Annotated in this window: 24 protein-coding genes; 4 read left to right on the top strand and 20 right to left on the bottom strand. The window is 71.8% G+C overall.

Annotated features, from left to right (window positions below; translation table 11 throughout):
• Position 1 precedes the first annotated feature (1 nt).
• The 12 genes from Pma05_RS08140 to Pma05_RS08085 form a co-directional block, all read right to left on the bottom strand.
• Positions 2-739, bottom strand: a complete 738-nt coding sequence (locus tag Pma05_RS08140) for a hypothetical protein (protein ID WP_203856687.1) — start codon at positions 737-739, stop codon at positions 2-4.
• Positions 740-988: 249 nt separating this feature from the next.
• Positions 989-1,816, bottom strand: coding sequence for a winged helix-turn-helix domain-containing protein (locus Pma05_RS43930; protein ID WP_203856686.1), 828 nt, complete (start codon positions 1,814-1,816; stop codon positions 989-991).
• Positions 1,817-1,872: 56 nt separating this feature from the next.
• Entirely contained in the window at positions 1,873-2,370 is a 498-nt protein-coding gene (locus tag Pma05_RS08130) for a rhodanese-like domain-containing protein (RefSeq protein WP_203856745.1), read from the bottom strand.
• Between the two features lie 61 nt (positions 2,371-2,431).
• Entirely contained in the window at positions 2,432-2,911 is a 480-nt protein-coding gene (locus Pma05_RS08125) for a cysteine dioxygenase (RefSeq protein WP_203856685.1), read from the bottom strand.
• 205 nt (positions 2,912-3,116) lie between these two features.
• A complete protein-coding gene (locus tag Pma05_RS08120) occupies positions 3,117-4,289 on the bottom strand; it encodes an ABC transporter substrate-binding protein (protein ID WP_203856684.1) in 1,173 nt (390 codons plus the stop codon).
• Positions 4,290-4,376: 87 nt separating this feature from the next.
• The gene (locus Pma05_RS08115) at positions 4,377-5,264 is read right to left on the bottom strand and encodes an ABC transporter permease (protein ID WP_203856683.1); all 888 of its coding nucleotides are present in this window, start codon (positions 5,262-5,264) and stop codon (positions 4,377-4,379) included.
• The gene (locus Pma05_RS08110; protein ID WP_239311909.1) at positions 5,261-6,298 is read right to left on the bottom strand and encodes an ABC transporter ATP-binding protein; all 1,038 of its coding nucleotides are present in this window, start codon (positions 6,296-6,298) and stop codon (positions 5,261-5,263) included. The genes Pma05_RS08115 and Pma05_RS08110 overlap by 4 nt, the downstream gene beginning before the upstream one ends.
• Positions 6,299-6,303: 5 nt before the next feature.
• Positions 6,304-7,191 (bottom strand): ABC transporter permease, encoded by an 888-nt coding sequence (locus Pma05_RS08105; RefSeq protein WP_203856682.1) that lies wholly within the window; start codon positions 7,189-7,191, stop codon positions 6,304-6,306.
• Positions 7,192-7,198: 7 nt separating this feature from the next.
• On the bottom strand, positions 7,199-8,260 hold the full coding sequence (locus Pma05_RS08100; RefSeq protein ID WP_203856681.1) for a TIGR03842 family LLM class F420-dependent oxidoreductase: 1,062 nt from the start codon (positions 8,258-8,260) through the stop codon (positions 7,199-7,201).
• A 7-nt stretch (positions 8,261-8,267) separates the two neighbouring features.
• Complete coding sequence (locus Pma05_RS08095) at positions 8,268-9,749, bottom strand: CoA-acylating methylmalonate-semialdehyde dehydrogenase (protein WP_203856680.1); 1,482 nt, start codon at positions 9,747-9,749, stop codon at positions 8,268-8,270.
• 9 nt (positions 9,750-9,758) lie between these two features.
• The gene (gene hydA / locus Pma05_RS08090) at positions 9,759-11,162 is read right to left on the bottom strand and encodes a dihydropyrimidinase (RefSeq protein ID WP_203856679.1); all 1,404 of its coding nucleotides are present in this window, start codon (positions 11,160-11,162) and stop codon (positions 9,759-9,761) included.
• Between the two features lie 16 nt (positions 11,163-11,178).
• Positions 11,179-12,018, bottom strand: coding sequence for a nitrilase-related carbon-nitrogen hydrolase (locus tag Pma05_RS08085; RefSeq protein WP_203856678.1), 840 nt, complete (start codon positions 12,016-12,018; stop codon positions 11,179-11,181).
• A 185-nt stretch (positions 12,019-12,203) separates the two neighbouring features.
• Here Pma05_RS08085 and Pma05_RS08080 point away from each other — a divergent pair, with 185 nt between their 5' ends.
• Positions 12,204-13,586 carry an aminotransferase-like domain-containing protein gene (locus Pma05_RS08080; protein WP_203856677.1) on the top strand — a complete coding sequence of 461 codons (1,383 nt, stop codon included), beginning with the start codon at positions 12,204-12,206 and terminating at the stop codon, positions 13,584-13,586.
• A gap of 20 nt (positions 13,587-13,606) precedes the next feature.
• Here the strand turns inward: Pma05_RS08080 and Pma05_RS08075 are convergent, their stop codons facing one another.
• A complete protein-coding gene (locus Pma05_RS08075; RefSeq protein WP_203856676.1) occupies positions 13,607-14,776 on the bottom strand; it encodes an outer membrane protein assembly factor BamB family protein in 1,170 nt (389 codons plus the stop codon).
• 337 nt (positions 14,777-15,113) lie between these two features.
• Here Pma05_RS08075 and Pma05_RS08070 point away from each other — a divergent pair, with 337 nt between their 5' ends.
• On the top strand, positions 15,114-15,686 hold the full coding sequence (locus Pma05_RS08070; protein WP_239311905.1) for an MOSC domain-containing protein: 573 nt from the start codon (positions 15,114-15,116) through the stop codon (positions 15,684-15,686).
• A 28-nt stretch (positions 15,687-15,714) separates the two neighbouring features.
• Here Pma05_RS08070 and Pma05_RS08065 read toward each other — a convergent pair whose 3' ends face one another.
• Positions 15,715-16,434, bottom strand: coding sequence for an SDR family oxidoreductase (locus Pma05_RS08065; RefSeq protein ID WP_203856675.1), 720 nt, complete (start codon positions 16,432-16,434; stop codon positions 15,715-15,717).
• Between the two features lie 11 nt (positions 16,435-16,445).
• Positions 16,446-17,267, bottom strand: a complete 822-nt coding sequence (locus tag Pma05_RS08060; RefSeq protein ID WP_203856674.1) for an AraC family transcriptional regulator — start codon at positions 17,265-17,267, stop codon at positions 16,446-16,448.
• 193 nt (positions 17,268-17,460) lie between these two features.
• Between Pma05_RS08060 and Pma05_RS08055 the strand changes: the two genes are divergently transcribed.
• Positions 17,461-18,525: a nucleoside hydrolase gene (locus Pma05_RS08055; protein WP_203856673.1), complete on the top strand. Its 1,065-nt coding sequence runs from the start codon at positions 17,461-17,463 to the stop codon at positions 18,523-18,525.
• Between the two features lie 15 nt (positions 18,526-18,540).
• On the opposite strand, the gene Pma05_RS08050 is transcribed toward Pma05_RS08055, so the two are convergent.
• The gene (locus Pma05_RS08050) at positions 18,541-18,918 is read right to left on the bottom strand and encodes a nuclear transport factor 2 family protein (protein WP_203856672.1); all 378 of its coding nucleotides are present in this window, start codon (positions 18,916-18,918) and stop codon (positions 18,541-18,543) included.
• A gap of 105 nt (positions 18,919-19,023) precedes the next feature.
• Positions 19,024-19,746: an N-acyl homoserine lactonase family protein gene (locus tag Pma05_RS08045; protein WP_203856671.1), complete on the bottom strand. Its 723-nt coding sequence runs from the start codon at positions 19,744-19,746 to the stop codon at positions 19,024-19,026.
• A 186-nt stretch (positions 19,747-19,932) separates the two neighbouring features.
• Between Pma05_RS08045 and Pma05_RS08040 the strand changes: the two genes are divergently transcribed.
• Entirely contained in the window at positions 19,933-21,033 is a 1,101-nt protein-coding gene (locus Pma05_RS08040) for a cellulose binding domain-containing protein (protein ID WP_203856670.1), read from the top strand.
• Between the two features lie 167 nt (positions 21,034-21,200).
• Here the strand turns inward: Pma05_RS08040 and Pma05_RS08035 are convergent, their stop codons facing one another.
• From Pma05_RS08035 to Pma05_RS08025, 3 genes are all read right to left on the bottom strand, one after another.
• Positions 21,201-21,572, bottom strand: a complete 372-nt coding sequence (locus Pma05_RS08035) for a cupin domain-containing protein (protein WP_203856669.1) — start codon at positions 21,570-21,572, stop codon at positions 21,201-21,203.
• A gap of 123 nt (positions 21,573-21,695) precedes the next feature.
• On the bottom strand, positions 21,696-22,769 hold the full coding sequence (locus Pma05_RS08030) for a lytic polysaccharide monooxygenase (protein ID WP_239311903.1): 1,074 nt from the start codon (positions 22,767-22,769) through the stop codon (positions 21,696-21,698).
• A 369-nt stretch (positions 22,770-23,138) separates the two neighbouring features.
• Positions 23,139-24,602: an LVIVD repeat-containing protein gene (locus tag Pma05_RS08025; RefSeq protein WP_239311901.1), complete on the bottom strand. Its 1,464-nt coding sequence runs from the start codon at positions 24,600-24,602 to the stop codon at positions 23,139-23,141.
• Between the last annotated feature and the right edge of the window lie 110 nt (positions 24,603-24,712).

Genomic DNA, 24,712 nt, shown 5'->3' with positions numbered 1-24,712 from the left:
GTCACCCCGCCCACGAGACCTGTAGCCCGGCCAGCACCCTGTTCACGTGCTCCTCGTCCACCGCCTGGGCCAGTCGCACGCCCGGGGGCGGGGTGCTGCGGAAGGTGACGTCGAAGACCGAGGTCGAGTTGGCGAACGTGTACCGCCACTCGAAGGGCGTACCGGCCAGCCTGGTCGCGTCCTCCTCGCGGAGGTCCATCCGGCTCCGCCACACCTCGGTGTCCCCCCGGGCCATCCCCTGCCACGTCGGCAGCTCGGACCGGGCCTGCCGGGCGTCCCGGACCATCAGCGTCATCCGGGCGTCGGACCCGATCAGCATCGTCCCGTGCTGCTGGAGGTTGGCGGCGGGGTTGTCCGCCATCCGGGCCCCGATGGGCGAGTCGCTGAACGTCACCATCGAGATGATCCGGTTGAGTACCGCCGGACGGGGTGCCGGGCCACCGAACCAGGTGGTCGCCTCGTTGTGCGGCCCGGCGAAGACGAGGCAGCCGTCCGACCGGTCGGCTGCCTCGTACACGATCAGATCGAAGCCGCGCCGGCGGAACACCTCGGTCCGTCCACCCGGGAAGATCTTGTGTGGGATCACCTTGTGCGCTCCGGCCTGGGCGAAGCTGAAGTCGCGCAGGAACTGCGACCCGCTGAACCGGGTGGCGCCGTACCACTTCAGGGTGCCCGCCTCCGGGGGCAGGGTTACCGAAACCTGGGCACCGTCCGGTGCCGCGCGGACGACCTCGGTCATCTGGCCTCCTCGGTGAAACGCGACCGAGCGTGGCTGACAACTTTTGTCGGGCCATCGCTCGTATTCGAAGATTTCTATCCCGAGGGACAACCCATGTCAATGCCAGCATCCGCTGTCACGACTGGCTCTCGACCTGCTAGATCAGCAACATCGCAGGTCGCGGCACCTCCATCGAACTCGGAGAACATCCCATGACTAGCGGGTGAACGATCCGTCCAGCGTGGACGGGCCTCGGAGGCCGCCGGCCGGTCAGGCGCGGTCGTCGATCCGTACCGGGGCGTCGTCGGCGAGCCGGTAGCCGACCCCGTGCACGGTGGTCACCAGCGGCACCGACCGGGCGAACTTGGCTCGTAGCCGGCGTACGTGCACGTCGACGGTACGGGCGACGGCGTGCTCGTACCCCCAGACGTTGCTGAGCAGCTGCAACCGGGTGAACACCCGGCGGGGGTTGCGAGCCAGGAAGACCAGCAGGTCGAACTCCAGCCGGGTGAACGGGACGGGTCGCCCGCCCTGGAGTACCACCCGAGGCCCGGTCAGCACCCGCAGCGCGCCCGTGCCGGCACCGCCCGGACCGGTCGCCGACGCTGCGGCGCTGCTGCCCGGACCGGTCGGCTCGGCCCCGGTCTCCACCGGCCGGACCGGCGCGACGGCCCCGGGCACCGGACCGGCGACACCGCCCAGGAGCGGCTCCGACAGGCCCGGCAGAGCCGATCCGGCAATGCCGGGCAGGCCCGATCCGGCGACGTCGGACAGCACCGATGCGGCGACGTCGGGCAGTACCGAATCCGGCAGGCCGGTTAGCACCGAGTCCGGCAGGCCGGGCAGGCCGGGATCGGTGGCGGGCCGGCCCGGCAGGCGGGTCTCGGTCACCACGTCGGCGCCCTGGTCGCGCAGCTCCCGGACCAGTCCCAGCAGCAGGGTCAGTTCCGGGGTGACCCGCCCGCCGACCAGCGGGAGATCGACGGTGACCCGGATGACCGGTGCGGTCTCGGCGACCGGTGACCGGCGCCGGGCCGAGGCGGGCCGGCGCGGTCCGGCCGGCGACGGCGTACGCGGGTGGATGGCGACGACCGACATGGAAACTCCTTCGTGGGACGTTGGTCCGGTCCGCCCGCGTGCGGTGGCGCGCGGGGTCAGGTGAGCGCCCGCCGGGGGATCACCGGCGGGACGAAATCGGGCTGGGCGTAGACGTCGGTCGGCCCGAAGGCGGGCAGCCCGAGCCCGCGCCAGGCGACGAACCCGCCGACGATGTCGGTGGCCCGGTGCAGGCCGAGGTCCTGGAGCGCGGCGGCGGCCAGCGACGACGTGTAGCCCTCCTGGCAGAAGACGACGACCGGCAGGTCGTACCGGTCGGCGAGCGGGAGCCGGGCCGAGCTGCGCGGGTCGAACCGCCACTCGAGGACGTTCCGCTCCACCACCAGCGCGCCGGGGATCGATCCGGTGGCGGCCCGCTGGGCGGCCGGGCGGATGTCCACCAGCACCGCACCGGCGCGGGCGGCGAGGTGCCCCGCCTCCGGTTCCAGGCGGCGCAGCCGCACCCGGGCGGCGGCGAGAATCTCGTCGATGCTCCGCGAACCGGCCGGGGCCTGCGCTCGGCGACAGCCGTCGACCGGCTCTCGGAGGTTGGTCAGGTTCACCGTGCTGTCCTTCCGTCGTGTCGGGCCTCGAACCCGCGCCGGGTGCCGCACCCGGTCACCAGGCGACCCCCGCCTCGGCCACGTCCGCGACCCGCAGCCGCCCGCCGTCGAGCCGGTAGCGGGTCATGCTGCGCAGCGCGGGACGGTAGACGTGCACGCTCACCGCGGGCTGGTCGCCGTTGTTGGCGACCCGGTGCACGTGCCGGGCACCGAACCGGCGACCGGCCCCGGTGCCGAGCCGCCGGGGGTGGAGCCCGCCGCGGGCCACGGTCTCCTCGACCAGCGTTCCGGCGGCGACCAGGAAGGCGCCGGCGGATCCGCCGTGGTCGTGCAGGTCCGTGTGCTGGCCGGGCAGCCAGGTGAGCAGCCACACCTCGTGGTCGGTGGCGCTGGCCAGACGGTGGTACCAGCGTTCGACCGGATCGAAGCGCAGCGGCACCGCCCAGCCGGCCGGGCCGGCCGCGTCCGCCGCGTACCGGCGGGCGATGGCCAGCGGATCTGGCCCGGTCAACGGGTTCGGAGAAATGGAGATCATTTTCGGTCCTCAGGGCAAGTGTTCGACTACCCGCGAGAGTAGCCCATAAAACCTATCTGCTTAGTAGGTTTTACCACAAGCCCCGATCGGCACTCGGAGTGACTTTCCCGGCCACCACCAACCGGGAAAGCCCGACGAGCCCGATACCGCCCTCGGCCGGCGCCCCGAGGCCGTACTCTCCGCTCAGGCGCCGCCCTCGTTCAGCTCAGGCGCCGCCCTCGTTCAGGGTGACCGTGATCGGCTGGTACCCGGTGCCGGTGACGTCGAGGCCGGCCGCCCGTACCTGGTCCAGCGCCGCCCGGACGTGGTCGTTGGTGTACGCGGTCGGCTCCGGCCGCTTGGTCAACACCGTCTTGCCGTCCTGGTTCCGGGCGGTCAGTGCCAGGTCGACGGTGGCGTTCCAGGCCGCCTCGTCGACCACCCCGATCCCGCCCGGCGACGGCCAGACCAGCTTGTTGACCTCGTTCGCCTGCCACAGTTGGTGACTGGCGCCCAGTTTGGCCCCCCGCTTCACCACCAGATCACGGCACTGTGCCACGTTGTCCCGGCAGTAGATCCACCCCTTCAGGGTGCCGGCCAGGAACTTCGTCGCGGTCTCCTGGTACGCCTTGTCGTTCGCCAGCCGCTCGCTGCCGGCCCAGATCGCGTCCTGGAGCATCGCCGTGCCGACCGAGTTCCAGTCGAGCACGGTGAACGCCTCCGGCCGATAGAGCTGACCGGTCTTCGGATCCTTCGCCTCCAGCAGTTGGGCGTACTCGTTGTAGCTCATCGCCTGGGCGGCGTCGATGTCACCGCGCAGCAGCGCCTGCATGTCGAACTGCTGCTGCACCAGCGTCACGTCCCGGCCCGGGTCGAGGCCGGCCTTGGTCATCGCGGCGAAGAGTTCGAACTCGTTGCCGAACCCCCAGTTGCCGACCTTCTTGCCCCGCAGGTCGGCCGGCGAGCCGATCTTCCGGTCCGCGAAGCTGACCTGGTAGGTCCCGGAGCGCTGGAAGATCTGTGCGATCTGGGTGATCCCGGCACCCTGTTCCCGGGAGGCGAGCGCCTTCGGCACCCAGGCCACCGCGAAGTCGGCCTGCCCCTGTGCCAGCACGGTCTGCGGCACGATGTCGACGCCGCCCTCCAGGATCTGCACGTCCAGGCCCTGTTCGGCGTAGAAGCCCCGGTCGGCGGCGGCGATGAAGCCGGCGAACTGGGCCTGGACGAACCACTGCAACTGCAACCGGACCTTGGTGGTCCCGCCCGCCCCGGTGCTCGGGGTGCCGGCGTTGTCCGCCGTCCCGCAGCCGGTCAGCAGGGCGACGCTCAGTATTCCGGCGACGAGGCCGCGGCCGAGGTGGCCGCCGAGGCCCGGAAGCCGGCGTGCGGATGTTCGCATCGTTCCTCCAGCGGTGAACTCCGGTCGGAGCCGGTCGGCCCCGGGGTCGGGCTGCGCCGGGCGGGCGAGGGCCAGGCGGGTCGGGGCTCAGCCCGGCCGCCGCGCGCGCCAGGGCATCGCGAGGCGTTCCAGGCCGAGGGCGGCGAGATAGAAGACGAGACCGAGTACGCAGGCGCCGAGCACGAACGCCCAGGCGCGCGGGTACGCGGTGTAGGAGGCGGCCGAGGTGATCCGGGAACCGAGCCCGTCCTGCCGCCCGCCGAAGTACTCGGCCACCACGGCGGCGATCACCGCCAGCGAGGCGGCCTGCCGCAGTCCGGTGAAGACGAACGGCAGCGCCCCGGGCAGCCGTACCAGCCGGGTGAAGGCCCAGCCGCCGGCCGCGTAACTGGTCATCAGCTCCCGGTGCACCGGATTCACCTCGGCCAGCCCGCGCAGCGTGTTGAGGAAGACCGGGAAGAAGACCACGATCGCGACCACCAGCCGGCGCGGGATGCTGCTGGTCGAGGAGAACATGTTGTTCAGGATCGGGGCCAGCGCGATGATCGGCAGCGCGTTCAGCGCCGCCGCGACCGGCAGCGACACCTCGGCCAGGAAGCCGAACCGGCTGGCCAGCATCGCGGCGGCGAGCGCGGCCAGCGTACCGAGCAGCAGCCCGATTCCGGCGTTGCCGCCGCTGGCCAGTCCGACCTGCCAGATGGTGGCCCGGTTGTCCCAGAACTCGGCGCCGATCCGGGACGGTGCCGGCAGCAGGAACGGCGCCACCCGGCCGAGGGTGACCGTCAGCTCCCAGACCAGCAGCCCGAGCACGCCGAAGAGCAGCGGCGGCCAGGCCGACCGGAAAAGCCCGGTGGTTCCGGCCGCCCGGCTCCGCTGGCGGACCCCGACCGGCGCGGCCGGATCCACCGCCACGGTCGGGTCGACGAGCCCGGCCGACCCGGCCGACGAACCCGGGGCGGCTCCGTCGGAGGTCATGCCGGTGCCCCGGCAGCGGCCTGGTCCGCGCCCGCTGGCGGGGCTGACCGTGCTGGCGTACCCCGCAGCGCCTCGCGGACCCGGGTGATGCCGGCGAAGAACGCCGCCGACTGCCGGGTCGCCTCGGTCCGCTCCCCCAGCTCCACGCCGACGATCTCGACGATCCGGCCGGGCCGGGCGGACATCACCACCACCCGGTCCGACAGGTAGACCGCCTCCGGGATCGAGTGGGTGACGAAGAGCGCGCTGGTGCCCTTGCGGGCGCAGATCCGCAGCAGCTCGTCCTGCAACCGTTCCCGGGTCATCTCGTCCAGCGCCCCGAACGGCTCGTCCATCAGCAGCAGCGGCGGATCCACCGCCAGCGCGCGGGCGATCGCCACCCGCTGCTGCATCCCGCCGGAGAGCTGGTCCGGATAGTGCCCGGCGAAGTCGGCCAGCCCGACCAGTTCCAGCATCTCCCGCGCCTTGCCCTGCCGGTCCCGCCGGGACAGCCCGCGCAACTCCAGCGGCAGTTCCACGTTGCGGGCCACCGTCCGCCAGTCCAGCAGGCCGGCCTGCTGGAACGCGATGCCGTAGGCCAGGTCCCGCCGGGCCTGCCGGGCCGACCGGTCCGCCACCCGTACCGTCCCGCCGGTCGGCGGCACCAGGTCGGCCACCAGCCGGAGCAGGGTGGACTTGCCGCACCCGGACGGCCCGATCAGGCTGACGAACTCGCCCCGGCCGACGGTCAGGTCGACGCCGTCGAGTGCGGTGACCTCGTCCGGACGGCCGGCGTTGAACACCTTCGCCACTCCGGCCAGTTCCACCGCCGGACCGGGCTCGACTGGTCGGCCGGAGGCCGTGCTGGCGCTGGCCGCTCGCCCTGCGCGGCCTTTCGGGATCACGCCGCCGGTCGACGGCATCACCCGATCGATCACCGCCTCGGCCGCCCGGTCGACCACCGCCTCGCCCTCCGCCGGGTCGGTCACCGCGTCCGGCGCGCGATCGGTCACCGCACCGGCCGGCGCCGGGTCGGTCACCGCACCGGTCTCCATCTCCGTCACCGCGTCGAGGCCCTTCGTCGGGGGGACAGCAGCAGTTCCGCCAGGCCGACCGCGCCGGCCACCACCAGCCCGAGCAGCGCCGCACCGAGCAGCGCGGTGTAGACCTTGGCCGGGTCGGTGGTCGCCTCCCGGGCGTACTCGACGACCAGCCGGCCGATGCCGCCCCGGGTACCGGTGGAGATCTCCCCCACCACCGCACCGACCACCGCCGCCGCGCCGGCCAGCCGGAGCGCCGGGAAGAGGTACGGTCGGGCCGCCGGCAGCCGCAGTTTCACCAGCGTGCGCCACCAGCCGGCCGCGTAGCTGCGCATCAGCTCCTCGGCGATCGGGGCCGGGGACTGGAGTCCGCGCAGCAGCCCCACCGCGATCGGAAAGAACGCCAGGTATGTCGCGATGACCGCCACCGACATCCACGGCTGCCACGGGCGGGAGCCGATGCTGAACTGCCCGCCCCAGCCGGCGATCACCGGGGCGAGGGCGATCAGCGGTACGGTCTGGGACAGGACCACGTACGGCAGCAGTCCCCGCTCGGCGACCCGGAACCGCTGCATCAGCACCGCCAGCAGCGCACCGACCAGCACCGCCACGGCGAAGCCGACCGCCACGCCGCGCAGGGTGAACGCGGCGGCCCGCAGTACCACCATGCCGACCGGTTCGCCGCCGGCCAGTTCGGGATCGGCGAACCGGCCGAGGATCTCGGCGACGTGTGGCATCGCCGCGTCGTCGGCCCGGGGCAGCAGCCGCACCCCGAACAGCATCGTGCCGTCCGGGTCGCCGACCGCCTTGTAACCCTCCCAGAGCAGTACGCCGAGCAGCGTCGCGCCGAGCGTGCCGGCGGCCACCCGCCCCCGGCCCCGCCAACCGCCGCGACCCGACGTGGGCATGCCGCGCTCAGCCCGCCGTCGCCGGTACGTCGACACCGCCCCGGGGCGGTGGGGTCCCGGGTGCCGTACCGCCCAGCGCCGGGATGACCGACTCGCCGTACGCGGCCAGGGTGTGTTCCTTGTCGTCGTGCTGGAGATAGACGGCGAACTGGTCGACGCCGAGTTCCCGCAGCGCGGCGAGCTTCTCCAGGTGTGCCGAGACCGGCCCGAGCAGGCAGAACCGGTCGACGATCTCGTCCGGTACGAAGTCGGTGTGCGTGTTGCCGGCCCGGCCGTGCTCGGCGTAGTCGTAGCCGCGCCGCCCGGCGATGTAGTCGGTCAGCGCTCTCGGCACCGCGCCGGAGCCGTCGGCACCGTACCGGGCGACGATGTCGGCGACGTGGTTGCCGACCATCCCGCCGAACCAGCGGCACTGATCGCGCTGGTGCGCCAGGTCGTCACCGACGTAGGCGGGGGCGGCCACGCAGAACCTGATCGCCGCCGGGTCCCGGCCGGCCCGTTCGGCGGCCCGCCGCACCGTGCCGATCATCCAGGCCGCGATGTCCGGGTCGGCGAGTTGCAGGATGTAGCCGTCGCCGATCTCGCCGGCCAGCGCGAGCGCCCGGGGCCCGTACGCGGCGATCCACATCTCCAGCGCCCCGCCGCTCACCCACGGGAAGCTCACCTCCCGCCCCCGGTAGTCGGCGCTCCGGCCGTGCGCCAACTCCCGGATCACCGTCACGCAGTCCCGCAGCTCCCCGATGGTGGTCGGCGGATAGCCGAGGGTACGCAGCGCCGAGTCACCCCGGCCGATCCCGCAGACCGTACGGTTGCCGTACATCTCGTTGAGGGTGGCGAAGAGCGAGGCGGTGACGGTCCAGTCCCGGGTGCCGGGGTTGGTCACCATCGGCCCGACCATCACCCGTTCGGTCTCGGCGAGGATCTGCGAGTAGATCACGAACGGTTCCTGCCAGAGCAGGTGCGAGTCGAAGGTCCAGACGTGACTGAAGCCGGCCGCCTCGGCCCGTTTCGCCAGCGCCACCACCTCGCTGGCCGGCGGGTCGCACTGGAAGACCACCCCGATGTCCATGAGCCGCTCACCGCACCTTCGGGAAGCCGAGGTCGACCTCGCTCGAGGCCGGGTCGGGCCAGCGCGAGGTGACCACCTTGGTCCTGGTGTAGAAGGCCAGCCCTTCGGGGCCGTACATGTGCAGGTCACCGAAGAGCGACGACTTCCAGCCGCCGAAGCTGTAGTAGGCGACCGGTACCGGGATCGGCACGTTGATCCCGACCATGCCGCAGACCACGTCGTACTGGAAGCGCCGGGCCGCGCCGCCGTCCCGGGTGAAGATCGCGGTGCCGTTGCCGTACTCGTTGGAATTGACCAGCGCGACGGCCTCGGCGTAGGTGTCGACCCGGACCACCGACAGCACCGGTCCGAAGATCTCGTCGAGGTAGTAGCCGGAGTCGGTCGTGACGTGGTCCACCAGGGACGGGCCGAGGAAGAACCCGGGCCCGTCGGCGGCCGGCAGCGCCCGCCCGTCCACCACCACCTGACCGCCGGGCCGGTCGAGGTACGCCCGCACCCGGTCCCGGTGCTCGCCGGTGATCAGCGGCCCCATCTCGGCGTCCGGGTCGCTGGCCGGGCCGACCCGGATCCGCGCCATCCGCTCGGAGATCGCCTCGACCAGCGGGTCCGCGACCGCACCGACCGCGACCACCACCGAGACGGCCATGCAGCGCTCCCCGGCCGAACCGAACCCGGCCGAGACCGCGGCGTCGGCCGCGGCCCCGACGTCGGCGTCCGGCAACACCACCATGTGGTTCTTGGCCCCGCCGAGCGCCTGCACCCGCTTGCCGGCAGCGGTGCCGGCTGTGTAGATCGACCGGGCGACCGGGGTCGAGCCGACGAAGGAGAGCGCGGCGACCTCCGGGTCGGCGATCAGCGCCTCGACCGCCGACCGGTCGCCCTGGACGACGTTGAACGCCCCGTCCGGCAGCCCGGCCCGGCGCAGCAGGTCGGCCAGGAGCAGCGAGACGCTCGGGTCCTTCTCGCTCGGCTTGAGCACGAAGGTGTTGCCGGCGGCCAGCGCGGTGCAGAACATCCACATCGGCACCATGGCCGGGAAGTTGAACGGGGTGATCCCGGCGACGACGCCGAGTGGCTGCCGGATCGAATAGACGTCCACCCCGGTCGCGGCCTGCTCGCTGTAGCCGCCCTTGAGCAGGTGCGGGGCGCCGGCCGCGAACTCGACGTTCTCCAGGCCCCGGGCCACCTCGCCGGCCGCGTCCGCGACCGTCTTGCCGTGCTCGCCGGAGAGCAGGGTGGCGATCTCCTTCCGGTTGGCGTCCACCAGGTCGCGGAACCGGAACATCACCTCGGCCCGCCGGGACAGTGACGCCGCCCGCCAGCCGGGTTGCGCGGCGGCGGCGGAGCGGACCGCCGCGCGTACCTCGGCGTCGGTGGCGGCGACGATCTCGGCCTGCCGTTCGCCGGTCGCCGGGTCGTACACCGGCAGCCGCCGGTCCCCGCTGCCGGCAATCTCGGCCCCGTCGATCCAGTGTGGAATCTTCCGCATCACGCCACCTCAGTTCAGATAGGTCGACAGCCCACGCGGCAGATAGCGCCCGTGCCCGCGCCGCCCGTGGTACGCCCCGTCGGCGACCAGTACGCTGCCTCGACTGATCACGGTGTCGACCCGGCCCGCGATCTCGTAACCCTCGTACGCCGAGTGGTCCATGTTCATGTGGTGGGTGGCGACCCCGATGCTGGTCCGGCCGGCCGGGTCGTAGACCACGATGTCGGCGTCGGAGCCGGGCGCCAGCACGCCCTTGCGCGGATAGAGCCCGAACATCCGGGCCGGGGTGGTGGCGATCGTCTCCACCCAGCGTTCCAGGCTCAGCTTGCCGTCCACCACACCCTGGTAGAGCAGGTCGACCCGGTGTTCCACCCCGCCGATCCCGTTCGGGATCTTGGAGAAGTCGCCGAGCCCCAGCTCCTTCTGGTCCTTGAAGCAGAACGGGCAGTGGTCGGTGGAGACCATTGCCAGGTCGTTGCTGCGCAGCCCCTGCCACAGGTCGCGGTGGTGCGACTCGTGTTTGCTGCGCAGCGGGGTCGAGCAGACCCACTTGGCGCCCTCGAAGCCGGGGGCGCCGAGCTGGTCCTCCAGGGTCAGGTAGAGATATTGCGGGCAGGTCTCGGCGAAGACGTTCCGGCCGGCGTCCCGGGCCGCCGCGACCTGTGCGAGGGCCTGGCTGGCGCTCAGGTGCACGATGTAGAGCGGGCAGTCCCGGGCCACCTCGGCGAGCCGGATCGCCCGGTGCGTCGCCTCGGCTTCGAGGGCCTCCGGCCGGGTCAGGCCGTGGTGGATCGGGTCGGTCTCGCCCCGGGCCAGGGCCTGCTGCACGAGTACGTCGATCGCGATGCCGTTCTCGGCGTGCATCATGATCATGGCGCCGTTCTCCCGGGCCCGCTGCATCGCCCGGAGGATCTGGCCGTCGTCGGAGTAGAAGACCCCCGGGTACGCCATGAAGAGCTTGAAGCTGCTGATCCCCTCGTCGGCGACGAGCATGTCCATCGCCTTCAGCGCGTCCTCGTCCACCCCGCCGAGGATCATGTGGAACGCGTAGTCGACGTGGCAGTTGCCGTCGGCCTTGGCGTGCCAGGCGGCCAGCCCGTCCTGCACCACCTCGCCGGTCCGCTGCACCGCGAAGTCGACGATCGTGGTGGTGCCGCCGTACGCCGCCGCCCGGGTGCCGGTGTCGAAGGTGTCCGAGGCGTTGGTGCCGCCGAACGGCAACTCCATGTGGGTGTGCGCGTCGATCCCGCCGGGGATGACGTACTTCCCGGTCGCGTCGACGACCTGGTGGTCGCCGTCCGGCGCCCGCCCCGGGGCGAAGAGCGCGACGATGGTCTCGCCGTCGACCAGTACGTCGGCGGCGTGCGTGCCGGTCGCCCCGACGACGGTGCCACCACTGATCAGCAGTGTCATGAGCTGCGCCTCCCGTCTACGGCTGGACCAGTCCGTCGTACGCGTCCGGGCGGCGGTCCCGGTAGAAGGCCCACCGGTCGCGTACCTCGGCGAGCAGTCCCAGGTCGAGGTCCCGGACGATCAACTCCGGGGCGTGGTCGTCGCCGACCTCCCCGACGAACTTCCCCTCCGGGTCCACGAAGTACGACGTGCCGTAGAAGTCGTTCTCGCCGAGGTCCTCCACCCCGACCCGGTTGATCGCGCCGACGAAGTATTCGTTCGCCACCGCCGAGGCCGGCTGCTCCAGCTTCCAGAGATAGGCCGACAGCCCCCGGCTGGTCGCCGACGGGTTGAAGACCACGGTGGCGCCGGCCAGGCCGAGCGCCCGCCAGCCCTCCGGGAAGTGCCGGTCGTAGCAGATGTAGACGCCGATCCGGCCGACGGCGGTGTCGAAGACCGGATATCCGAGGTTGCCGGGGCGGAAGTAGAACTTCTCCCAGAAGCCCTTCACCTGCGGGATGTGCGTCTTCCGGTATTTGCCGAGGTAGCTGCCGTCGGCGTCGACCACGGCGGCGGTGTTGTAGAGCACGCCGGGCTGCTCCTGCTCGTACATCGGCAGCACCATCACGATGCCGAGTTCGGCGGCGAGCGCGGCGAACCGCTCCGTGGTCGGCCCGGGGATCGACTCGGCGTACGCGTAGTAGCCCTGGTCCTGCACCTGGCAGAAGTACGGGCCGTAGAACAGCTCCTGGAAACAGATGACCTTGGCGCCCTGGGTGGCGGCCTGCCGGGCGTACTCCTCGTGCGCCTTGATCATCGATTCCTTGTCGCCGGTCCAGTTCGTCTGCACCAGGGCCGCGCGGATGATCTCTGCCATGGTCGAACCTCCTCGGCACCGTGCTGGTGGTGGTGCTCGTCGGTGGAGAGTGTGCGGGCCCGCTGCCGAGCCTGCGATGACCTTGTGGTGACCTTTGATTTTCCGACCGGATGGCGTAGGACTTTAGTGACACAAGTCGGGTCGGACAATGGCCAATTTGTTACTGATTTTTTCGGAGAAGTAACATGCTGCAGCTCATCGCCAGTGCGATCGACGACCGTACGGCCCGGGGCGTCGCCGCGGCGGTGAGCCGGCTGGTCCGGACCGGTGAGCTGCCGGCCGGTACCCGGCTGCCGACGGTCCGCTCGGTCGCCCGGGAGCTGGGGATCAGCCCGACCACGGTCAGCGAGGCGTGGCGCTCCCTGGCCAGCGCGGGTGCGATCCAGACCCGGGGCCGCTCCGGAACCTTCGTACTGCCACCCAACCGGCTCCGGCAGAGCCTCCGGTACGCCCGGCTCAGCGCCAGCCCGGCGACGCTGCCGCACGACTTCTCCACCGGCGTACCCGATCATGACCTGCTGCCGGACCTGGCACCCGCGCTGCGCCGGATCGGCGACACCCGGCTCACCACCTCCTACCTGGAGGAACCGGTGCTGCCCCGGCTCGAAGTGGTACTCCGGGACCGCTGGCCCTTTCCGCCGCAGCAGCTCACCGTGGTCGACGGCGCACTGGACGCGCTGGACCGGGTGGTCGGCACGGTCGTCCGACTCGGCGACCGGGTACTCGTGGAGAATCCCACCTTCCCGCCGCTGCTCGACCTGCTCGACACCGTCGGCGCGGTGCCGGTGCCGGTCTCGCTGGACCGGTCCGGCATCGATCCGGCCTCGCTCGCCGCCGGCCTGGACCGGGCCCCGGTGGCGCTGCTGCTCCAGCCCCGGGCGCACAACCCGACCGGCGTCTCGATGACGCCGGAGCGCGCCGCCGAACTGGCCGCCGTGCTCACCAGGCATCCGCTCGGCGGCACCGTCGTGGTGGTCGAGGACGACCACGCGGGCGAGATCGCCTCCGCCCCGCCGGTCTCGCTCGGCGGGTGGCTGCCCGACCAGGTGGTGCACATCCGCAGCTTCTCCAAGAGCCACGGCCCGGACCTGCGGCTCGCCGCCGTCGGCGGGCCGGCCGCGCTGGTCGCCTCGGTCGCCGACCGGCGCCTGCTCGGCCCCGGTTGGTCCAGCCGGGTACTCCAGGCAGTGCTGCTCGACCTGCTCACCGACCCGGCGACGGTACGGGTGCTGGCCGGCGCCCGCCGCGAGTACGCCCGCCGCCGCAACCTGCTCACCGCCGCGCTGGCGGAGCGCGGCGTCGACGCTCCGGCCCCGGACGGGATCAACATGTGGATCCCGGTACTCGACCAGCAGCAGGCGATGCTCTCGCTCGCCGCGCACGGGATCGCGGTCGCCCCCGGTACCCCGTTCGAGATCGACCCGTTCGGCACCGACCACGTACGGCTCACCGTCGGGCTGGTCCGGGACGGCTTCGACGACCTCGCCGACCTGCTCGCCGATGCCGCCGGCGGACCGAACCGGGCCAGCGGCCGGCGCCTGCGTACCCTGCGCCGCAGCATCCGCTGACGCACCGGCGATCCGGTCGCTCATCGCCAGGGTGGTGGCGGTGGGGCCCGGACCGCGAAGAGGGTGTGCTCGCCGTCGGCCACGTAGACCGTCTCGCCGGTGGCGGCGGGTGCGCCCGAGTTCCGGTCCCCGGCCGGGAAGCGCCAGCCCGGCTCGCCGGTCGCCGGGTCGAACGCGTACACCGTGCCGTCGTCGGCCGCGCGGGAGTAGAGGATCGCACCGGCACTGACCAGCTCCGAGGCGTGGAACGCCGCCGACCAGAGCAGCTCACCGGTCGACGCCCGGTAGGCATTGGTACGCCAGCGGTCGAAACAGCACCCGGTGCCGACCGGTACGTAGAGGGTGTCGTCCCGGACGACCGGGCTCGCCACCAGATCGGCCTCGTGGCTCCACAGTTTCCGGCCGTCCCACAGGTCGAAGGCGCCGAGGTAACTGTCAGCGGCCGTGATGTGCACGGCCCGCTCCGAGACCACCGGGGCGGCACCCACCGGCCCCGGCAGCTCCGGATAGCTCCACCGCACCGCCCCGGTACGGGCGTCGAGTGCGTACAGCGTGTGGTCGCCACCGACGTAGACGAGGCCGTGCGCCACCGTCGGACCGGTGCCGTCGAGGTGACCCAGGTCGCGGGTCCAGCGGAGTTGGCCGGTCGCCTGGTCCAGCGCGTAGAGAGTCGGGCCGAGGCTGCCGTGCTGGTCGGCGAGGTAGACGAGCCCGTCCGCCGCGCTCAGCGTCGACCGGAGGCTGCCGCCGACCCGATAGCTCCAGCGGAGTTGGTGCGTGTCGACGTCGAGCGCGGAGAGCAGCTCGGAACCGGCGAGATAGAGGACGCCGTCGGCGACCGTCAGGGTGGTGTCCGGCTCGGGGATCGGATGCGTCCACCGGACGGTGCCGGTCGCGGCGTCGAGCGCGTACAGGATGCCGTCGGCGCTGCCGAGATAGACCGTGTCACCCGCGACGACCGGGCCGGCGTGGGTCTCGACGGCGGCGCTGAAGGTCCACCGGAGCTGCGGCCCGGTGGGGGCGGTCGGCCGGCCCGGCAGTCCCAGCCGGGCCCCGGGAAGGTAACCGAGCAGCAGCGCGAGAACGGCGCCCACCATGGCTCCGGCCAGGGTGCCGGCGGGGCGGCGCCGGGGCGGCCCGGGTGGGGCCGGCGGGCCGGTCGAGCGATGGTCGATCCCGGTGACGTTCACGTTTCCCACCCATTCCCAGCACACGTCGGCTACGACGAAGCGGGGTCCGGGTAAGCCACCACTTACGCGGTCATCGTAACCCTCGAAATGACGTACTTCAATCAAACGGGCGAACAGCGGCAAAGCACCGCGATCACGGTGGCGGGTCAAGATCCTCGGCGAGTTGTGGCCGGCTGCGAACTGTTCAGTCCCATCACAGGCGGCTGCGACCCACAGTCCGCCGAGAATCTTGGTGACCTCGACCGGGACGGCGGTCAGCGGACGCCGCACTAGGATCGACATGCCGGGCGTGCGGCCGACGAAACAACGGCCGAGAGTGCGGCCGACGGATCGGCGGGTGCGGCTCACACCGGACGGGGAGGACCTGATGGGCGCGGTGGTGACGGCGGTGTCCCGGGACGAGGGGCACCATTTCAGCAAGCCGACGAAGCACAGCATCCGGCTGCTCGCCGGGCTGGGCGTGGAGGGCGACGCGCATCTCGGCGTCACCGTCAAGCACCGCTCCCGGGTGGCGCAGGATCCGACCCAGCCCAACCTCCGGCAGGTACACCTGATCCACTCCGAGCTGCACGACGAGCTGCGCGAGGTCGGTCACGAGGTGGCGCCGGGCGAGATGGGCGAGAACGTCACCACCCGGGGCGTGGACCTGCTCGGGTTGCCGGTCGGCACGCTGCTCCGGCTCGGTGACGCGGCCGTGGTCGAGGTGACCGGGCTGCGCAACCCGTGCGCGCAGATCGACGACTTCCAGCCTGGGCTGCTCAAGCGGGTCGTGCACCGCGACGAGGGCGGCAACCTGGTCCGGCTCGCCGGAATCATGGGTGTCGTACGCGAGGGCGGCGAGATCCGCCCCGGCGACGAGATCACGGTCGAGCTGCCGCCCGAGCCGCACCGCCCCCTCGACCGGGTCTGATCCACACCTCCAGCCCGCAGAGCCGGGGTCAGACCAGCAGCCCGCCGGTCGCCCGGATGTTCTGCCCGGTGATCCACCGCGCGTCCGGCCCGGCGAGGTACGCGACGACGGCGGCGATGTCCTCCGGTTGCCCGAGCCGGCCCAGCGCGGTAAGTGTCGCGGTCCCGGTCAGCGCCTCGGCCGGGTTCGACGCCCGGAGCAGGTCGGTGTCGGTGGCGCCGGGCGAGACGGTGTTGACGGTGATGCCCCGGGGTCCGAGCTCCCGGGCCGCCACCGCCGTGAACTGTTCGAGTGCCGCCTTGCTGGCGCAGTAGAGGGCGAGCCCCGGTGCCGGCAGCACGGTGTTCAGGCTGGAGATGTTGACGATCCGGCCGCCGTCCCGCAGCACCGTGGCCGCCTCGCGCATCGCCAGCAGCGGAAACTTCGCGTTGACCGTCATCACCCGGTCGAACTCCTCGGCGGTGATCTCGGCGATCGGTGTCGACGGGCCGATCGCGGCGTTGTTGACCAGGATGTCGAGGCCGTCGCGGACCGGTGCGAACATCGGCCCGAGGCTGGCCAGGTCCGCCTGGTCGGCGCGGACCGCGACCGTACCCTCGAATCGGCGGACGAGTTCGTCGGCCGCCTCCCGGTCGTCGCGGTAGGTGAAGACCACCCGCGCGCCGGCCTCGGCGAGCCGTCCCACGATCGCCCGGCCGATCCCCCGGGAGCCACCGGTCACCAGTGCCGTCCTGCCGTCCAGTCCCATGCGTCGGAACGCTAGCCGGGCCGGGGCAGATGGTCTTGAAGAAATGCGCAAAGCTCGGTCGGGGTGAGGCCGGACAACGCCCGCACCTCGCGGGTGAAGTGCGGCTGATCGGCGTATCCGGTGTCCGCCGCCGTGCCGGCCAGGTCGGTGCCGTGCAGAAGCGATCCGACGGCGCGTTGGAACCGGGCGGTCCGGGCGACAGTCGCCGGTGACAGGCCGATCTGGCGGCGGAAGCCGAGTTCGAGATAACGACGGCTGACTCCGAGCCGGTCGGCGAGAGCGCCGATCCGGAGTCGCTCGGGGCTGTGCGAGAGCCGCCACCAGGCGGCGGCGACCAGCCCGCCGTCCGACTGCCGGTCGGCGACGGTGTCGGCGGCCCAGCTCGTCAGCACCGTGTCGAGCAGCGCGAACCGGGTCGGCCAGTCCGGGGCCGCGCCGAGCCGCTCGGCCAACCCGGCGACGCCCCGGCCACGCACGTCGGACAGCCGGGCCGCCGTCTCGGCCAGCTCCGGCATCGGTACGCCGAACAGCGCCGAAACCCCCGCCGGAGTGAGCCCGACACTCACCCCGTACGCCCAGTCGGTGTGGCCGGCGAGCGTCGGAGTGCTGCGCGCCCCGGTGACCAGGGCGTACGGGTCGGTGAAGTCGATCAGCAGCGTGGCGTGGTTCAACGGCAGGAGCCGGTGCGGAATCCGAGTGAGCGCCCCGGCCCGGAATCCGGCGTAGCCGAACACCCAGCGTCGCAGCCGTGGGTGTGGGAGCCAGCCGATCGTCTCGCACGGCGCGGACTGCGGCTGTGCCGGTATCGAATGGATCTGCGTCAGCGGGACCATCACGCACCATCATGGCGGGGCTCGGATGTTGTCGCCGGGGCCGCTTCTTCGGTGATCGCTGTCTATCTTGGAGGCGGTGGCCGAACGGGAGGTATCGACAGTGAACCATTTCCAACCTGGACCGCGCCGCGTTCACGCACTGCGTCCGGCCTCGCGGTCCGTTCGGCGGCAAGGGGAGTGGGAAAGAGGTCCGGTGCACCTGCCACCGCGCCGTACCGTGGCGGCGATGCTGACGGTCGGGCTCGTCCTCGCCGGGCAGTGGCTCGGCCCGGCACCCGCGTCCGGGCAGCCGGCCGGCGGAGCGGTTCCGGTCATCTACGACAGCGACATGGACTTCGACGACGCGTCGACCCTCGCGCTGCTCTGCGAGGAGCACAAGCTCGGCCGGATCGACCTGCGGGCGGTCACCGTGGCCAACAACGGCTTCGGCGCACCACACCGGGCGCTGACCCACGCGCGGAGTGTGCTGGAGCAGTGCGGCCTGCCCCGGGTGCCCATCGCCGAGGGTGCGACCGGGGCCGGCGTGCATCCGGCGCCGCCGGAGCTGGTCGCCACGATCGAGACGGTACTCACCGGAGCGCTCGACGATGCCGAGCATCCGGTGCCGCCGTCGCCGTGGACCGCCGCCCAGCTCATCGAACGGGCGGCCCGGACGGCACCTCGGGACGTGGTCGTGCTGGCCACCGGCCCGATGACCAACCTGGCCGACGCGCTCGCCGCCGAGCGGGTACCCGACCGGGTGGCTCGGATCCACGTGATGGGCGGCGCGCTGGCCGTGCCCGGCAACCTGTACGGCTCGGCGCTGCCCGGGTTCGACAACTCGCAGGAGTTCAACATGTGGATGGATCCGCCCTCGGCCCAGCGGATGCTGCTCCGGGCCCGACCCGGAACGGTACGCCTGGTGCCGCTCGACGCCACCCGGTTCGTGCCGATCACCCCGGAGTTCGTCACCCGACTCGGCGCCGACCAGAGTGCGCCGGGGGCGCGGATCGCGTACCGGATCGCCAGTCAGCCCGACCTGGCCGCCCTGATCGACCTCGGCATCATGTACTGGTGGGACGCGCTCGCCGCCGTCTGGCTGGTGCACGACGACATCGTCACCGCGCGGCGTACGGTGCCGATCTCGATCGTGCAGGACGGCGAGCAGTCCGGGCGTACGGTCACCGAACGGGGCGGCGCATGGGTCCGGGCCGCGTACGAGGCGGACCGGAGCGCGTTCGAGGAGCGCTTCCTCGACTCGCTCAACGGCCGCCGGTGACCCGCCGGGCACCAGTCACACGGAGCTGACGTGCGCCGCCAGCAGCCGCCATCCAGACTCGTCGGCGTGGATCCAGGTCCGGGTGTACCGGACCCGGGCGGTGAACGGCGTGTCGGCGAGCGTCCCCGCCAGGGTGCCCAGAAACCAGGTGACGCCGGTGTCCCCGCTGACCAGGACGGTCAACTCCGCCTCCTCGACCTCGGTCAGCGCCTGCTCCCCGGTGCGGTGCACCCGCAGGTCGTCCTGCTTGCCGTAGAGCCGGCCGTCCGGCCCGGTGAAGACGAGCCGCTCATCGATCAACCGGTCCAGTTCGGCCACGTCGGAGGCGAGCTGGGCAGCCTGGAGCCGCCGCTCGGCCGCACGTAGCGCCTCGACCCGGGAATCCTCGGACATCCGGCCACACCTCCGACGTCGTACCGCCCGCCGTGCCGTACGGCTCCGGCCCAGCGTGGGCCAGGCCCGCTGCGGAGGCAACGGTTTGCGCTGTCAGCGGCGAAATCAAGCCTGGCGCCACTCATCGGAAGACGGCTCCCAGACCGCGCCGTCGTGCGCGAAGAGCACCCGGGCCGGGTCGAGGTCCAGCACCCGGGGCAGCCACTCCGGCGTCGGCGGCAGCGGTTCCGCCACCCCGTCCCGGGCCGCCCGCCGGGCGAGCCGGGCAGAGCCGAACTGGTAGGCGAAGTCGTGGGCCTGCCCGGCCAGGATCACCGTGCCGTCCGGCTGGCGCAGCACCAGCGACTGGTGCCCGACGGTGTGCCCGGGGGTGGGCAGCACCCGGACCCCCGGCCAGATCTCGGCCTCGCCGTCCAGTTCCTCGTAGCGGGCGGCCGGGAAGTCGACCAGTTCGGGGATGGTGTGGCCGGGCCGGCGGGCCACCGCCAGTTCGGCCCGCTGCACCACGATCGGCCGGCCGGCCAGCGCCGGGTTGCCACCACAGTGGTCGAAGTGCAGGTGGCAGTTGACCACCAGCGAGATCTCGTCGAGGCCGATTCCGGCGGCCGCCAGCGCGGCCAGCACCGGTCGGCGGACCGGGCGGTAGTGTGCCTCGGTCTCCGGGTCGACCTCGCCGATCCCGGTGTCGAACAGCAGCAGCCCTTCCGGGCGCCGGACCAGGTAGCCGTAGGCGGGCTCGACCCGGGGATGCGGCTCGCCGGCCTCCGCCGACGGCCGGACGAAGTAGCCAAGGTCGAGTCGGCGTACCGCCGCGTCGCGCTGGTTCATCGGTTCATCCTCGCGCCCGCCGGCAGTCCGGCAAAGACCGGTTCACTACCGGCGAAACGCCGCCCCGGCGACGGCCAGCGGTACGCCCACTTGACCGGTTGAGTTCCGATCCAGTTACCTGCTTGAATATCTCGGGAGCACAGGGCCGGGCATGCTGCACCCCTCACACCGTGACAGGAGACAACCATGCTCCGCAGGCCCCTGCTCAGTACCATGCTGGCCGCGCTCGTCGTCGCGCTCGGCACGGTCGTCATCGCCAGACCCGCGCTACCGGCGGAGGCACCGGCACCCGTCCGCATCATGCCGCTCGGTGACTCGATCACCGGCTCCCCGGGCTGTTGGCGCGCCATCCTCTGGAACCGCTTGCAGAACACCGGTTACACCAACATCGACTTCGTCGGCACGCTCGGCCCGCAGGGCTGCGGACAGCCGTACGACGGGGAGAACGAAGGACACGGCGGCGCCCTGGTGACCACCGTGGCCGACCAGAACCAGTTGCCGCCCTGGCTCGCCGCCACCCGCCCGGACGTCGTACTGATGCACTTCGGCACCAACGACGTCTGGAGCAACCGGGCGCCCGCGACGATCCTCGCGGCGTACGGGAAACTGGTGGACCAGATGCGGGCCAGCAACCCGGCGATAAAGATCCTGGTCGCGAAGATCATCCCGATGGCGCCGAGCAGTTGCGCCGAGTGTGGCCAACGGGTGGTGGCACTCAACGCCGCCATTCCCGGCTGGGCAGCGTCGAAGACCACCGCCGGGTCGCCGATCGTGGTGGTCGACCAGTGGACCGGATTCAGCACGGGCAGCGACACCTATGACGGGGTGCACCCCAATGCCGCCGGTGACCAGAAGATGTCCGACCGCTGGTACCCGGCGCTGACGGCGGCACTGGACGGTGTGACGCCCACCCCGCCGCCGACCCGGACGCCGACCCCACCGCCGAGCACCACCACGCCGCCCGCCACCACTCCCCCGCCGGCCGGCGGCTGCGCGGCGACCTACCGGAGCATCGGGCAGTGGCAGGGCGGCTTCCAGGGTGAGGTGACGGTACGCAACAACGGCACCGCGACGAGCCGGTCCTGGACGGCGGAGCTGACGTTCGGGTCCGGCCAGCAGGTCAGCCAGGCATGGAACGCCACGGTCTCGCAGAGCGGCAGCACCGTGACCGCCCGGAACGTCGGCTGGAACGGCACGCTGGCTCCCGCCGGTACGGCCACGTTCGGCTTCATCGGCAGTTGGACCGGCAGCAATCCGGCCCCGGCGCTGAGCTGCACGCTCGGCTGACCGACCTGCGGGTGGTGCCCCGGCGGTTGCCCGCGCCGAGGACGTCCCCGTGCCCAGGAACCGGCCCACGTGCCCCCGTCGTGGCGGTCGGCCCCCTGGGCACGGGGACCCGCACCCGAGCGCGCCGGGTCACCTCCGAACAGGACACATCCGACGCGCGGTGCGGCTCAGTTCGCGGCGACCTTGTAGCCGGCGACCGACGGCCAGCGGACGGTGAGCACCACCGCCGGCTCCGGGGCCAGCCAGGAGTGGTCGACCCCCGGGCCCCAGACCACGTAGTCACCCGGCCTGGTCAGCACGACGGTGCGGTCCCGCAACTCGACGTGGAACCGGCCGGAGACCAGCACCAGCAGGGCGGTACGCCGTTCCCCGGTCACCCACTCGGCCCGGGTGTCACCGGCCGGGTGCACACCCCACTTGACCTCCACCTCGGCGCTGTGCCGTACGTCCAGACCGGGCGGCATGAAGTGGCCGAGCAGCCAGCCCCCGTTCTCCGCACCGTCGATGCCCGCCTGGCCGACGTAGATGCCGTCCCGCACCGGCCCTCCCCTCCACAGGTCGGGCAAGCTATCACGGGCCGCGGCGGCCGGCACGACCAGGCCGGCGACGCACCGGGCTCCCGGCCGGGGAATCGGCCGGGAGCCCGGGGTACCCGAAATCGGTCAGCTACCGCAGGTGGCGCCGTTGAGCCGGAACCCGCTCGGGCCCGGGCTCGGCGATCCACTGCTGATGAAGCCGACCGAGGCGGACGCCCCCGGCGCCAGCGACGTGCCCCAGCTCGGCGCGGTCGCCGTCACGGTGCTGCCGCTCTGCGACACGGTGGCGTTCCAGCCCTGGCTGATCGTGCTGCCGCTGGGCATGGTCCAGGTCGCCGACCACGGGTTGGCGGCCGTACTGCCGGTGTTCCGCACCGTCACCGTCGCCTGGTAGCCGCCGGTCCAGGAACTGTCCACCCGGACCGTGGCGGTGCAGGCACCGCTGCCCGGCGGGTCGGTCGGCGGGTTCGTGGGCGGATTGGTCGGCGGGTTCGTCGGCGGATTGGTGGGCGGGTTGGTCGGTCCGCCACCGCCGCCGAAGTTCACGTCCGAGCAGTTGTAGAACGCCTCTGGCGAGTCCGAGCGCTGCCAGATGGAGTAGATGATGTGCCGGCCGCTCTTGTTGGGCAGCCGGGCGTTCCACGAGTACTCCGCACCCGACTGCCCGCTGCCCATTGGCGGGTTGGTGATCTGGTCGAACGGCGTCGCCTCCAGGTCCGACCACTTCAGCGGGGCGTTCGGGTCCCAGCCGTCCCGGGTCACGTACTGGTACCAGGTGCCCGGGTGCGGCGCCCACGCGTTGTACCGGAACGTGATGTTCGCGCCGGACTGGAGGTTCGTGGTCGGCCAGTCGGGGCTGACGGCGTTGTAGGCGGCGTACTTCGTGGTGCCGGCCCCGCAGAGCTGGCCGTCCGGGATGATCTCCCGATGCCGCCCGCCGGCGTTGCCGATCAGCACGGCGAAGAAGTCCCACAGTGGCTGCTTGCCGCCCTGGGCCACCGCTGCGGCGCAGGCCGGGTTGGTCGGGTTGAGGTCGCCGCCACCACCGGCCCGCCCGTCGAGGTAGCAGGCGTAGGTCCGGGTGGCCGGGTATGTCATGGCACCGTGCGCCAGGGCGGCGTCGGGCCTGAGGACGAACGGGATGCCGGTGCCCAGCACCGCGGCGGCGATGAGGACCACCACCCTGCGTCGAATTCTCACGATCGTTGTCACCTCTCGGTGCGGTCGCACCCGTACGACGCTCCGGGTCGGCACCGATCGCTCGGCGCGACAGTCGGGGTGCCGACGGGAACGCGGGCGCGGGTCGGGCCTGTCGAGCCGCCCTCGCCCAGTTGTCGTTTCCACGATCCCGGCTGCCGACCGGGTCACCTCGGGAGCGTTTGCCCTGACCACTCCCGGACCCGAACAGGTCGGCACGACCGGCCACTCGCGACCGCCACGCGCCCCCATTTCATCACGAGATCACCAGGACAGGCAACGTACGTCGATATCCCGCCCCGGGCCGGACGCGGAACGGCCCGGTCCCCCTGCGGGAGACCGGGCCGTCGGGTGCTGCGCGTACGGTGGTGACTACCAGTTGCTGCCCAGGAAGCTGGGCTGGCTCTGCACGTTCAGCTCCTGGAACTTGACCAGGTGCGCCGTCCAGACCCGCCAGTCCCGCAACTCGAGCACGTCCAGGCCCTTCTGGATGTCGTTCGAGTAGATGTGGCCGTTGTACCAGTACGCCGACCACGAACCACCGGTGATCCGGCGCTCCGCCGAGAGCGGGCCGCGCTCCCAGAAGGCGATCTCGACCGGGCGGGCCGAGTCGGTGAAGTCGAAGACCGAGACGCCACCCTGGTACCACGCCTGGACCATGATGTCCCGACCCAGCACCGGGATCAGCGAACCGTTGTGCGCGACGCAGTTCTCCATGGTGGTGTTCAGCCGTGGGATCTTGTAGTAGCTCTTGAAGACCAGGCTGCGGCCGTCGCCCCGACCGGCGATGTCGTAGATGGCGTTGGCGCCCCGGGTGGGCGCCACCGTCTCGACGCAGGTCGCACCGGAGCCGCCACCGAGTTCGTCGGTGAAGACCACCTTGGTGCCGGAGTTGTTGAACGTCGCCGAGTGCCAGAACGAGAAGTTGACCGTGTCACGTACCCGGTTGATCACCCGGGGCGCCTCGCGGTTGGCGATGTTGAGCAGGATGCCGTCGCCCATGCAGGCGCCGGCGGCCAGGTCCTTGCTCGGGTAGACGGTGATGTCGTGGCAGCCGCTCGTGGTCGAGCTGCCGTTGCCGCCGGGGTTGCCACCCTCGTCGTCGGCGAAGAGGTTCGGCACGGCCACCACAGCAGCCTGGGTCGGCTTCTTCAGCGGCACCTTGATGATGGAGATCGAGTCGTGCGGCGGCGCACAGCCGACGTAGGTGGCCGACGGACCGTACGACGCCACGTAGATGTAGACCGACTTCTTGTCCTTGCTCGGCACCAGGGTGTGGGTGTGCGAGCCGCAGGCGGTCTGGACCGACTTGATGTAGCGCGGGTTGCGCTTGTCCTTGATGTCGAAGATCTTGATGCCCTCCCACACCGTCGCGCTGCTCGACACGCCGGTGCTGGCGCACGAGTCGTCGCTGCGGGGGGAGTCGGTGGAGAGGAACAGCAGATCGCCGTAGACCGATATGTCGTTCTGCGAGCCCGAGCACTGCACCTGGGACACGATGGAGGGTCGGGCCGGGTTCTTGACGTCGTAGATGACGAAGCCCTCGTAGTTGCCGGCGAAGGCGTACCGGCCCTGGAAGGCGAGGTCGGAGTTGAGCGCTCCCTCGGGGGCGAACGTCCCCTGCTTCGGGATGTTCGCGATCTGGCGGAGGTTCGGGCTGCTGGAGATCTCGTCCACGCCCGGCGTGCCGGCAACGTCCGATGTGGTCTGGCCGGTGTCGGCCACTGGTTGGGCGTTGCTTGCCGGAGCAACGGCAACGGTCACCACCAGGAAGGAGGCGGCGGCGAGCCCGACGATCCGGAGACGCCGCGGCCCTTGTGGGGAGAGTCTGAACATCTGGCGGCACCCTTCGAAAGGGGTTGACGATTGGGCAGACCTTACCTGGAGACAGGGTACGTCGATGTGATCCCGGTCACATTATTAATGATCAAGGAACTTATTCTGAT

The sequence above is a fragment of the Plantactinospora mayteni genome, assembly GCF_016862935.1.
Taxonomy (GTDB): domain Bacteria; phylum Actinomycetota; class Actinomycetes; order Mycobacteriales; family Micromonosporaceae; genus Plantactinospora; species Plantactinospora mayteni.
This window is presented reverse-complemented; position numbering and strand designations above follow the sequence as displayed.

What these genes read in the sequence shown, in the direction of transcription:
- Pma05_RS08140 (WP_203856687.1), bottom strand. Translation starts at nt 739, where the DNA reads ATGACCGAGGTCGTCCGCGCGGCACCGGACGGTGCCCAGGTTTCGGTA.
- Pma05_RS43930 (WP_203856686.1), bottom strand. Translation starts at nt 1,816, where the DNA reads ATGTCGGTCGTCGCCATCCACCCGCGTACGCCGTCGCCGGCCGGACCG.
- Pma05_RS08125 (WP_203856685.1), bottom strand. Translation starts at nt 2,911, where the DNA reads ATGATCTCCATTTCTCCGAACCCGTTGACCGGGCCAGATCCGCTGGCC.
- Pma05_RS08120 (WP_203856684.1), bottom strand. Translation starts at nt 4,289, where the DNA reads ATGCGAACATCCGCACGCCGGCTTCCGGGCCTCGGCGGCCACCTCGGC.
- Pma05_RS08115 (WP_203856683.1), bottom strand. Translation starts at nt 5,264, where the DNA reads ATGACCTCCGACGGAGCCGCCCCGGGTTCGTCGGCCGGGTCGGCCGGG.
- Pma05_RS08110 (WP_239311909.1), bottom strand. Translation starts at nt 6,298, where the DNA reads ATGGAGACCGGTGCGGTGACCGACCCGGCGCCGGCCGGTGCGGTGACC.
- Pma05_RS08105 (WP_203856682.1), bottom strand. Translation starts at nt 7,191, where the DNA reads ATGCCCACGTCGGGTCGCGGCGGTTGGCGGGGCCGGGGGCGGGTGGCC.
- Pma05_RS08100 (WP_203856681.1), bottom strand. Translation starts at nt 8,260, where the DNA reads ATGGACATCGGGGTGGTCTTCCAGTGCGACCCGCCGGCCAGCGAGGTG.
- Pma05_RS08095 (WP_203856680.1), bottom strand. Translation starts at nt 9,749, where the DNA reads ATGCGGAAGATTCCACACTGGATCGACGGGGCCGAGATTGCCGGCAGC.
- hydA (WP_203856679.1), bottom strand. Translation starts at nt 11,162, where the DNA reads ATGACACTGCTGATCAGTGGTGGCACCGTCGTCGGGGCGACCGGCACG.
- Pma05_RS08085 (WP_203856678.1), bottom strand. Translation starts at nt 12,018, where the DNA reads ATGGCAGAGATCATCCGCGCGGCCCTGGTGCAGACGAACTGGACCGGC.
- Pma05_RS08080 (WP_203856677.1), top strand. Translation starts at nt 12,204, where the DNA reads ATGCTGCAGCTCATCGCCAGTGCGATCGACGACCGTACGGCCCGGGGC.
- Pma05_RS08065 (WP_203856675.1), bottom strand. Translation starts at nt 16,434, where the DNA reads ATGGGACTGGACGGCAGGACGGCACTGGTGACCGGTGGCTCCCGGGGG.
- Pma05_RS08060 (WP_203856674.1), bottom strand. Translation starts at nt 17,267, where the DNA reads ATGGTCCCGCTGACGCAGATCCATTCGATACCGGCACAGCCGCAGTCC.
- Pma05_RS08050 (WP_203856672.1), bottom strand. Translation starts at nt 18,918, where the DNA reads ATGTCCGAGGATTCCCGGGTCGAGGCGCTACGTGCGGCCGAGCGGCGG.
- Pma05_RS08045 (WP_203856671.1), bottom strand. Translation starts at nt 19,746, where the DNA reads ATGAACCAGCGCGACGCGGCGGTACGCCGACTCGACCTTGGCTACTTC.
- Pma05_RS08040 (WP_203856670.1), top strand. Translation starts at nt 19,933, where the DNA reads ATGCTCCGCAGGCCCCTGCTCAGTACCATGCTGGCCGCGCTCGTCGTC.
- Pma05_RS08025 (WP_239311901.1), bottom strand. Translation starts at nt 24,602, where the DNA reads ATGTTCAGACTCTCCCCACAAGGGCCGCGGCGTCTCCGGATCGTCGGG.